Raw genomic sequence first — 9,124 nt, forward strand, 5'->3', positions numbered from 1 at the left:
AGAGGCAGCGGGAAGCAGGGCATGATGCTGTTGCAGGGGCCGTGATTTTTCTGGTGATCGCCTTGATCGCCGGCGCGCTCGGGCTCACCGGCGTCTACGCGGCGCGCCGCCGGCATCGCAAAGGTTCTGTTCCACATGTTCCTGTTTCTGTTCCTCGTCACGCTCATCGGCGGGCTGCTCATCGCGAAGAAGGTCTTTTACTGGGGGGGCACCGTTCTCGATCTGGGGAGGCTGGTCATGGGGCCAGACGCCTTCTCCTGCCGGGGTGTCAGAGCAGATGAAGAACCAATGCCTGATCGCGGGGCTTGTGGAGGCCCGGGGAGACGCGAGCACGCAGGCGTCGCATGTTGCGTAGGGCCGTCCCGCACCTGCCGGAATCCGCGCCGGGGAACTTTTCTCGGAAAGCGCTGACCGCCGCAGGCATCGGAGCGGCCTTTCTGGCCGGTCTCCTCGTCGGGTGGTACACGGTCCGGCTCCTCCTCCTGTTGTTCGCCGGCGTGCTGGCCGCGGTGCTGCTCGATGCTCTCACCCGCCTGGCGATGGCATGGACGCCGCTCCACAGGAGGACCGCGGCCTTCGGACTGACCGTGGTTCTCCTGATGACGCTGGCCGGGGCCCTGTTCTGGTTTGAATGGTCGCGGATCTCCGAACAGGTGGACCAGCTCATGCAACAAACATCGTCGGCGATCGAGCAGGTCGCAGGCTACCTGGAAGGCTCGGCGTGGGGACGCGCGGTCCTGAACCACGGATCGGAGCAGAAGGCGGTGGCGCAAGCGGGGCGTCTGATTCCGCAGATCACCCAGTTCTTTTCCTCGGCCTTCTCGGGGATTATGGATCTGGTCGTTATCGCGTTCGTCGGATTTTATCTGGCGGCCACCCCTCACGCCTATGTGGAAGGTTTGGTGCGCTTGGCGCCGCAACGGCAACGGAGCCATTTCCGGGACATCCTCGGCGAAGTGGGGGAACGGCTTCGCTGGTGGCTGGCCGCACGCTTCTTCACCATGGCGGTGGTGGCGCTCGTGGTCGGGGTCGGGCTCTGGTTCCTCGGCATCTCGCTGGCTCTCACGCTCGGACTCCTGGCCGGTCTGCTGGACTTCATTCCGGTCGTCGGCCCGCTGCTCGCCGCCGTGCCCGCGCTGCTCCTGGCCGTCTCGCAGGAGCCGACGCTCGCAATGTGGGTGGGCGCACTCTATGTGGGCTCTCAAATCGTGGAAGGCTATCTCATCATGCCGCTCATTCAACATCGGGCGATCTCGATCCCGCCGGCGCTCATCATTGCGATGGTGGTGCTGTTCGGCACGCTGTTCGGCATGCTGGGGGTTCTGCTCGCCGCGCCGTTGACCGCGGTCGGGATGGTTCTGATTCAGCGGTTGTACGTGGAAGACCTGCTCGGCGATCGACACGAGGCGGCATGAAAGTACGAAGGGGTGATGGTGATCGTGAGATTTGGTGAAGTGAATAGGCTTAAAAGTACGGAAGTCGAGATTTGGTGATTCGGCGAAGTGAACGGAGGCCTACATGGCGACACCGAAAAGACAACGCCGCCGGGCCGGAGCCGGCCCCAAAGGGCGGCGGGTCAAGCATCCGATCGAACAACGGAGCCCCAACCATCAAGCCACCGGCGGCTACGATCCCGACGACTATCACGGGTCCGGCCCCGTCCCCGTGGGTCACGCGCCCGTGCATGCCGAGCGCGAGGCCGCGCCGCGCATTCCAATGGGCGTCGACATGGAGGAGAATCCGGCCGGCAACCCGGGTGACGTGCCCAATACCCAGCCGCGCGGCTCCGATCTGGAGCGCGAGGCGCTGGGCGACAGCGCGAAACCGGACGAGACGCTCAAAAAAGCGTCCTGAGAAAGGGCCGAGCAAGAACGTCCCGAGGGCCGAGTCGGCCTTCTCGGCCCTCGCACCTCGGCACTTTCCTGCTTCTACGCCGCCGCCTGCTTCACATCCACGTACGGCTGCCGCACCGCCGCCGTCGTATAGCCGGAACTGACCCGTCACAGGAGGCGGACAAGTTTCGAGTACGGAGGCAAGCGCGTGTCGGCGGTCAACAGTTCGAATCTTTCGGAAATGGCTTGAGCGACCAACATCCGGTCAAACGGATCTCGGTGGTGAAGCGGGAGTTGCGATAGCGTTATTGAATGGTCTACCTGCATCGGGAGTTCGAGGAATCCACTTGCGGCGATTCCATCTTTCAGATCGCGTGGATCGGCTTCGAGTCTACCGATGCTGATTTTGATGACGGCTTCCCAGAGCGATACCGCGCTGACATAGACGCGGTGTGCTTTCTCAATTGCTTTTCGCCTTTCGGCGGTCAGCGCTTTGGATTCGGCGAGATACCAGAGATACATCTGGGTATCGAGCAGAATGTTCATTCACGTCCTTCGAATGTCTTTTGAACGGCCTCCGGTAAGGGAGCATCAAAATCCTTTTCAATGCGGAGTTTCCCTTTGAGATAGCCCGGCCTACGCTGCGGCACCTCTTCGCCGACGGGGACCAGTGTGACAATCGGCGTGCCGGCCCTGGCGATGACGACCGTCGTTCCCTGTGTCGCCTCCACAATCAATTGTGACAGGCGTGTCTTGGCCTCATGAATATTGACCACGTGAGCTTTCGGCATAGTGCAGTCCTCCGAGCTTAGCTAAGGTTAGCCATCATAGCACCTCCCGCTGGTCCGGCTCAAACATTTAGCTCTGGCTTGTTCGGTTGTGCCTCGGAACCAGACAAACCAGACAAACCGACGAACGTGCTTCATTGGTCATCTTCGAGCGCCTGCCGGATCAGGATCTCCCGCAACAGCGTTTCCAGGTCCTGATGCATCAATTGGATGCTGGATTCGAGTTGCTGCAGCATGGCTTCGCGGGCATAGAGATCCTCGCTGGAGTAGGTTCCGCCTTCGCCGAAAAACAGCTCGATTCGGGCTTTTTCTTGCGCGGAGCCGGGCTCGCCCAGCCGCCCTTCTTCCCGCCACGCTTGCAGCATCACATCCCGGAGACTATGGCCCTTCGTGTCCCGGATGCTCGGCTGGGTCAGGAAGCGCCACACCCGCTCGGAAAAGAACACATTCTCTTTGTCGCCTTGCCAGAAGGCTGCCAAGTGATTGTGCGGATGGCTGAACTCCTGCTGCGCCTTGGTAAAGTTGGCCGATGTGCCGAAGAACACTTCCAGCACGCCGCCGGCCACCGACGTGATGTTGCCCGCGTCTCCCGCCTGCACGGCCATGCCGATGCCGCCCGAGAGGATATTGGCCAACCCGCCGAAGATGACGCCGAGAATGGTTTGAAACATCGTTCGACTGGATTGACGCGCCTTCAGCCGATCCTGCACCTCGTCCGCCCGATGCACTTCGCATTCGATTTCGGCGACCAGGCTCGACACTTCAAGCGTCGCCAACTGGAGGCGAGCCAGCAGTTTTCGACGAATCCGCTCGATGTCGGCCGGCTCGGCCTGCTCCCGCTCAAGCCCGGCCAATCGGTTGAGCAGCGGGAGGAGGTCCATGACATCGGCGATGTGCACCGAGATGGGCGAGTAGAATTGCACGGCCGCGGTTCTGTCCGGCGGCTCGGCGGCCGACCGAGGTCGGTCCATGTCGCTCAAGGGCATCTTGCGCAGTTCCGACGAGGCCGGCAGACAACGGCGGTCGAACTCGGACGCCGCCTTGGGCGGCACAGTGGAAATACAGCCTGTGACGGCCAGATAGGTGGCACAGGCTATCGCCATCCGAGCCATCATGTACCGCCCGTAATCCGCGATCTGCCCGTCGCGGGACGTCGTCTTGCCGTTCCGCCCGTTTGTCACAACGACCCCCCGGAGGCGCACAGGCCCGAGGGCCTGTGCAATCCCGATTCCTACCGACAGCGTCGTGAAAACGGGACATCGAGATGAGGCGAGGGAAAGGATGGTCAGGCGGCGGACAATCTGTCCCGCTCGTCCGGCGCGGCGGAGACGGAGGGGCCCGCGCTGCCGGCGGGATATTCATGCAGCGGGCTTCTCCCCTCTTCCCACGCGCTCAGGATCGGCTCGACGATCCGCCAGGACTCTTCCGCTTCGTCGTCGCGGACGGAATGGCTGTGATCGCCGGCCAGCACGTCGAGGAGCAGCCGGCCATAGGCCGGAATCTGCTGCGGCGCCAAGTCCGTGTCGAGGACGATCGGACGCACGTCGCAGGGGGCGTTCGTTTCGTTGAGATTCAGGTGCAGGACCAATCGGTCGGTATCGAGCGGGAGGTGCAGGCGGTTCGGCTCCACCGGACCGTTCCTGTCGAACGTGGGATACGAGGAAGGCTTGAAGTGCAGCACCACTTCCCGGCGATCCCGCCCGAGGGCCTTGCCGCTGCGCAGGAAGAACGGCACGCCCGCCCAACGCCGATTGTCGAGGGACAGCACGACCTCCGCAAAGGTTTCGGTCGCGCGCGCCGGGTCGACGCCCGGCTCCTCCGTGTAGGCCGGGACCGCGCGCCCGCCGATCCGGCCGGGCCCATAGCGGGCCCGCACCGTGCGCCGGGCCGCCTCATCGGCGGACAGCCGTCGGACCGCGCGCAGCACCTCCACCTTCCGATCCCGCTGATCATGCTCGTCCAGGCTTGCGGGGGGCTCCATCGCCACCATGCAGAGCAGCTGCAGCAGATGGTTTTGGATCATGTCGCGCAGCGCCCCGGCGCGGTCGTAGTAGGAGGCGCGGCCTTCGAGCGCCAAGGTCTCGTCCCAGACCACCTCCACGCGATCGACATGATCGCGATGCCACAACGGCTCGAAGAGGCGGTTCGCGAAGCGAAGGCCCAACACGTGTTGCACCGGTTGCATCCCCAGAAAGTGATCGATCCGGAAGACGGCGTCCTCCGGGAACGACCGATGGAGCAGCCGGTTCAACGCCCGCGCCGATTCAAGACTGTCACCGAAGGGCTTCTCGACCACCACCCGGCTGCCGGAGGGCAGCGCCTGTGACAGCGCCTCGATGGCCGGCGCGAACAGCGCCGACGGCAGCGCGAGATAGGCCGCGACCGGCCCCTCGCAGTCCCGCACGGCCGCTATCACCGCCTGCCGGTCCGCCACATCCGCGCAGCGGTAGGCCAGAGAGCGCAGCAGGCGGGCTCGGACGTCCTCATCGGCGTCGCTGTATCGCTCCAACTGTTCGGCGGTATGTTCCCGGAACTGCTCCTCGGTCCAATCCTGATACGACAGGCCCAGGATTCTGAACGGCTGCGGCAATCGCCCCATGTCGAGCACGCGGGCGAGAGCCGGCATCAGGTAGCGGCCTGTGAGATCCCCGGTGGCTCCGAAAATGACGAGCGTGTGAATCATTCAACGCGACTCTCTGCAGGACGGGTTCAGACCGCCGTAGCCGCTCCTGCCATAACCATACCGGCCGAAGCGTTCTGTGGACTCCGTTTTTCACCGGACCCAGGGGGCCCGGAGACTTTAGGAGGGAGAACCGACCCAGACAATCTGTCTGAGGGAGGACAATCTGTCGCGCCTGCCGGGCGATTCAATACCCCACAGGAGCGAGAAACCGCAGCAACCGCGCCGCTCCTCGCCGCCGGGCCCCTCCCCGCCGGTGGCTCGCGGTTTGCCTTAACGGAAACAAGGAGAAAGGGTGTGCGCTGTGGCGATCGAGGGGAACGAACTCGGGCAGCTCGGATTGTACACGCTGGCCGTGCTGGCGGTGGTGGCCGTCATGCTGGGGCTGCCCGCCCTCCTCGGCGAGCGGCACTGGAACAAACCGGAACGCCGGCACGAGATCGCGACGGCCGTGCCCTATGAGTCGGGCATCCGCCCGACGGGGAGCGCGCAAATCCGCCTGCCGATCCAGTATTACCTGATCGCCATGTTCTTCGTGATTTTCGATCTCGAATCGGTCTTTCTCTATGCCTGGGCCGTCGCCGTGCCGGAAACGGCCTGGCTCGGCTTCATCGAGGCGGCGATCTTCGTCGGCATTCTCCTCGCCGCGCTGGCGTACCTGTGGCGCATCGGGGCGTTGGATTGGAGCGTGCGTTACCAGCGGCCGCCGATTCATCGGCTCCATCGGCTGAAGGCCCGAGAGGAGCGCGATGCCCTGGTGGCGTAACGGCCGGTTGCAGGGCGCCACGATCCGGGACGGCGGCGACGGCTCCTTGACCGACGTGGTGGGCCAATCGGTCCTCTTCGCGACGCTGCAAGACCTGCTGGCATGGGGGCGCAAGAATTCCCTGTGGCCGCTGAACTTCGGCCTGTCGTGCTGTTACGTGGAGATGGCCACGAGCATCACGAGCACCTACGACATCGCCCGCTTCGGCGCCGAAGTCGTCCGCGGCTCGCCGCGGCAGGCGGACGTGCTGGTCGTGTCCGGCACCGTGTTCGTGAAAGTCGCGCCCATCGTCAAACAGCTCTATGAACAAATGATGGAGCCCCGCTGGGTCATCTCGATGGGGTCCTGCGCCAATTCGGGCGGCATGTTCGACGCCTACTCGGTGGTGCAGGGGGTCGACAAGTTCCTCCCGGTGGATGTCTATATGCCGGGCTGCCCTCCGCCGCCCCATGCGTTCATGGAATGTCTGCTGCTGTTGCAGGAGAAGGTCGGACGGGAGCGGCGGCCGCTGAGCTGGGTGTTCGGCCCCCGCGAGGTGCAGCAACCGATCATGCCGTCGAGGCGGGATCTCAAGCACGAGGCGCGGACGACGCAGCGCACCTACCGGTCGATGGATGTCTTGCCGAAGCTCGATCTGCTCTCTCCGCAGTTCGCCGTCGCCCGGCCCCAGGACGCTCCCTTACAGGAACGGAAACCCGCCGATGACGAGCACAGCCCCGGCCGGTGAGCGGCCGACCATCGTCGAGGACGTCGGCGGCCGGTTCGGCGCGGACCACATTCTGGCCGTTCAGCCGACGCCGGACGGCATTCCCACGATCTGGGTGGCGCGAGACCGCCTGCGGGACACGCTTACGTATCTCAAATATGACGCGCCCCAACCCTATCGGATGCTGTTCGACCTGAGCGCGACGGACGAGCGCGCCCGCCGCCGTCTCGACGGCCTGCCGATCGGCGCCTTCACGGTCTTCTATCACCTCTTCTCGCTCGAGCGGAACGAGGCGGTCCGGGTAAAAGTGGCGCTCGACGGCGAGTACCCGACCATGCCGTCGATCATGGACCTTTGGCCGAACGCGGATTGGTACGAACGCGAAGCCTACGACATGTTCGGCATCCGGTTCGACGGGCATCCCTACCTGCGGCGTCTCCTGATGCCGCCGTGGTGGTCGGGCCACCCGCTGAGGAAGGAACATCCGGCGCGCGGCACCGAGATGGGGCGGTTCCAACTGCCGCCTGAGAAGCTCGCCATGGCCCAGGACGCCCTGCAATTCAAACCGGAAGACTGGGGCATGAAACGGACGCACGAGGATCCGGACTTCGATTACATGTTCATCAACCTCGGCCCCGCCCACACCGGCACGCACGGCGTGCTGCGCCTGGTCACCCAGTTGGCGGGCGAAGAGATCGTCGACATCGTGCCGGACATCGGCTTTCACCATCGCGCGAAGGAAAAGATCGCGGAGCGGCAGACCTGGCACACCTTCATCCCCTACACCGACCGCGTCGATTACCTCCAAGGCACCCTTAACGAGCTGCCCTACTGCCTGTCGGTCGAACGGCTGGCGGGCATCGACGTGCCGCCGCGCGCGCAGGTGATCCGCGTGATGATGTGCGAATTCTACCGCCTGGCGAGCCATCTGGTGTGGTACGGCACGTTCGCGCAGGACGTGGGCGCGCTCTCGCCGGTCTTCTACATGTTCAACGACCGCGAACGGATTCACATGATCACGGAATCGATTTGCGGCGGCCGCATGCATCCCAATTGGTTCCGGATCGGAGGCGTCGCGCAGGATCTGCCGGAGGGCTGGGACGACCTGGTGCGGCAGTTCGTGCAGTATCTGCCGGCCCGGCTCGACGAGTACGAGCGGCTGGTCATGGACAATCCGATCTTCAAGGAGCGGACGGTGGGCATCGGCGCCTTTTCCCTCGACGACGCGATCGAGTGGGGCGCCACCGGGCCGATGCTGCGGGCCTGCGGGCTGGCCTGGGATCTCCGCAAGGCGCAGCCCTACTCCGGCTACGACCAATTCGAGTTCGACGTGCCGGTCGCGTCCCACGGCGACTGCTACGACCGCGCGGTGGTCCACGTCCTCGAGATGCGGCAGTCGCTCAGGATCATCCGCCAGTGCCTGGACCACATGCCGGCCGGCCCGTACAAATCGCTCCATCCGCTGGCGACGCCGCCGCTCAAAGAGCGGACGATGCAGGACATCGAAACCTTGATCCACCATTTTCTCGACGTGAGCTGGGGTCCGGTGCTGCCCCCCGGTGAAGCCGCCGTGCCGACGGAATCGTCCAAAGGCCAGACCAGCTATTACCTGACCAGCGACGGCGCGCAGGTCTCGTATCGGACGCGCATCCGGACGCCGTCGTTCGCGCATATTCAGATGGTGCCGTTCATGTCGCGCGGCGAGCTGCTGCCCGACCTGCTCGCGATCCTCGGCAGCGTGGACTTCGTGCTCTCGGACGTGGACCGGTGAAGACGGTCTATCTGGTCTGTTTGTCTATCTGGTCTATCCGGTTCCCCGGGCCAGACAGACGAGACAGACCGAATAGACCAGACAGACCAAATAGACTCTTATGTTGTCCGACATCGAACGCCGTGAGATCGAGAACGAGCTCGCCCACTATCCCGACAAACGGGCGGCCTGTGTGGAGGCGCTGAAAGTCGTGCAGCAGCACCGCTCCTGGGTGTCGGACGAAAGCCTGCGGGACGTGGCGGCCTTGTTGGGCATGACGCCCGACGAGCTGGACGGGGTGGCGACCTTTTACAATCTGATTTTTCGGAAACCGGTGGGCCGCCACGTCATCCTGGTCTGCAACAGCGTGAGCTGCTGGCTCACGGGCTACGACCGGGTGCGCGGGCGCTTGGAAGAGCGCCTCGGGGTCCGGTTCGGCCAGACCACGAGCGACGGCCGGTTCACGCTGCTGCCGATCGTCTGCCTCGGCGCCTGCGACCATGCGCCGGTGATGATGATCGACCGGGACACGCACGGGAACCTCACGCCGGACGGCGTGGAGGAGATTCTGAAGAAGTATACATGAGACGTGATGCGTGACG

General features: G+C 64.3%; 10 protein-coding genes. 6 read left to right on the forward strand and 4 right to left on the reverse strand.

Going from position 1 to position 9,124, the window contains the following annotated elements; all coding sequences use genetic code 11:
* The first annotated feature begins 344 nt into the window (after nucleotides 1-344).
* Nucleotides 345-1,415, forward strand: a complete 1,071-nt coding sequence (locus NITMOv2_RS12790) for an AI-2E family transporter (RefSeq protein ID WP_053380243.1) — start codon at nucleotides 345-347, stop codon at nucleotides 1,413-1,415.
* 103 nt (nucleotides 1,416-1,518) lie between these two features.
* Nucleotides 1,519-1,854 (forward strand): hypothetical protein, encoded by a 336-nt coding sequence (locus NITMOv2_RS12795; protein WP_053380244.1) that lies wholly within the window; start codon nucleotides 1,519-1,521, stop codon nucleotides 1,852-1,854.
* Nucleotides 1,855-2,000: 146 nt separating this feature from the next.
* On the opposite strand, the gene NITMOv2_RS12800 is transcribed toward NITMOv2_RS12795, so the two are convergent.
* The 4 genes from NITMOv2_RS12800 to NITMOv2_RS12815 form a co-directional block, all read right to left on the reverse strand.
* Nucleotides 2,001-2,378, reverse strand: a complete 378-nt coding sequence (locus NITMOv2_RS12800) for a type II toxin-antitoxin system VapC family toxin (protein ID WP_053380245.1) — start codon at nucleotides 2,376-2,378, stop codon at nucleotides 2,001-2,003.
* The gene (locus NITMOv2_RS12805) at nucleotides 2,375-2,623 is read right to left on the reverse strand and encodes a type II toxin-antitoxin system Phd/YefM family antitoxin (RefSeq protein ID WP_053380246.1); all 249 of its coding nucleotides are present in this window, start codon (nucleotides 2,621-2,623) and stop codon (nucleotides 2,375-2,377) included. The genes NITMOv2_RS12800 and NITMOv2_RS12805 overlap by 4 nt, the downstream gene beginning before the upstream one ends.
* A 131-nt stretch (nucleotides 2,624-2,754) precedes the next feature.
* Nucleotides 2,755-3,801, reverse strand: coding sequence for a hypothetical protein (locus tag NITMOv2_RS12810; RefSeq protein WP_145976315.1), 1,047 nt, complete (start codon nucleotides 3,799-3,801; stop codon nucleotides 2,755-2,757).
* Nucleotides 3,802-3,905: 104 nt separating this feature from the next.
* Nucleotides 3,906-5,303, reverse strand: a complete 1,398-nt coding sequence (locus NITMOv2_RS12815; RefSeq protein ID WP_053380248.1) for a glucose-6-phosphate dehydrogenase — start codon at nucleotides 5,301-5,303, stop codon at nucleotides 3,906-3,908.
* 292 nt (nucleotides 5,304-5,595) lie between these two features.
* Here NITMOv2_RS12815 and ndhC point away from each other — a divergent pair, with 292 nt between their 5' ends.
* The 4 genes from ndhC to nuoE all read left to right on the forward strand — a co-directional run bounded on the left by ndhC (nucleotide 5,596) and on the right by nuoE (nucleotide 9,108).
* Nucleotides 5,596-6,066 (forward strand): NADH-quinone oxidoreductase subunit A, encoded by a 471-nt coding sequence (ndhC, locus tag NITMOv2_RS12820; RefSeq protein WP_238590349.1) that lies wholly within the window; start codon nucleotides 5,596-5,598, stop codon nucleotides 6,064-6,066.
* A complete protein-coding gene (locus NITMOv2_RS24785) occupies nucleotides 6,050-6,793 on the forward strand; it encodes an NADH-quinone oxidoreductase subunit B (protein WP_083447989.1) in 744 nt (247 codons plus the stop codon). Before ndhC ends, NITMOv2_RS24785 begins: the two co-directional genes overlap by 17 nt.
* Complete coding sequence (gene nuoC, locus NITMOv2_RS12830) at nucleotides 6,768-8,543, forward strand: NADH-quinone oxidoreductase subunit C/D (RefSeq protein ID WP_053380249.1); 1,776 nt, start codon at nucleotides 6,768-6,770, stop codon at nucleotides 8,541-8,543. Before NITMOv2_RS24785 ends, nuoC begins: the two co-directional genes overlap by 26 nt.
* Before the next feature lie 100 nt (nucleotides 8,544-8,643).
* Entirely contained in the window at nucleotides 8,644-9,108 is a 465-nt protein-coding gene (gene nuoE / locus NITMOv2_RS12835) for an NADH-quinone oxidoreductase subunit NuoE (RefSeq protein ID WP_053380250.1), read from the forward strand.
* Nucleotides 9,109-9,124 lie beyond the last annotated feature (16 nt).

Origin of the sequence: Nitrospira moscoviensis (genome assembly GCF_001273775.1) — a bacterium.
Lineage (GTDB): Bacteria > Nitrospirota > Nitrospiria > Nitrospirales > Nitrospiraceae > Nitrospira_D > Nitrospira_D moscoviensis.

Excerpts from the sequence above, each read along its gene's own strand:
- NITMOv2_RS12790 (WP_053380243.1), top strand. The coding sequence starts at position 345 with ATGTTGCGTAGGGCCGTCCCGCACCTGCCGGAATCCGCGCCGGGGAAC.
- NITMOv2_RS12795 (WP_053380244.1), top strand. The coding sequence starts at position 1,519 with ATGGCGACACCGAAAAGACAACGCCGCCGGGCCGGAGCCGGCCCCAAA.
- NITMOv2_RS12800 (WP_053380245.1), bottom strand. The coding sequence starts at position 2,378 with ATGAACATTCTGCTCGATACCCAGATGTATCTCTGGTATCTCGCCGAA.
- NITMOv2_RS12805 (WP_053380246.1), bottom strand. The coding sequence starts at position 2,623 with ATGCCGAAAGCTCACGTGGTCAATATTCATGAGGCCAAGACACGCCTG.
- NITMOv2_RS12815 (WP_053380248.1), bottom strand. The coding sequence starts at position 5,303 with ATGATTCACACGCTCGTCATTTTCGGAGCCACCGGGGATCTCACAGGC.
- NITMOv2_RS24785 (WP_083447989.1), top strand. The coding sequence starts at position 6,050 with ATGCCCTGGTGGCGTAACGGCCGGTTGCAGGGCGCCACGATCCGGGAC.
- nuoC (WP_053380249.1), top strand. The coding sequence starts at position 6,768 with ATGACGAGCACAGCCCCGGCCGGTGAGCGGCCGACCATCGTCGAGGAC.
- nuoE (WP_053380250.1), top strand. The coding sequence starts at position 8,644 with ATGTTGTCCGACATCGAACGCCGTGAGATCGAGAACGAGCTCGCCCAC.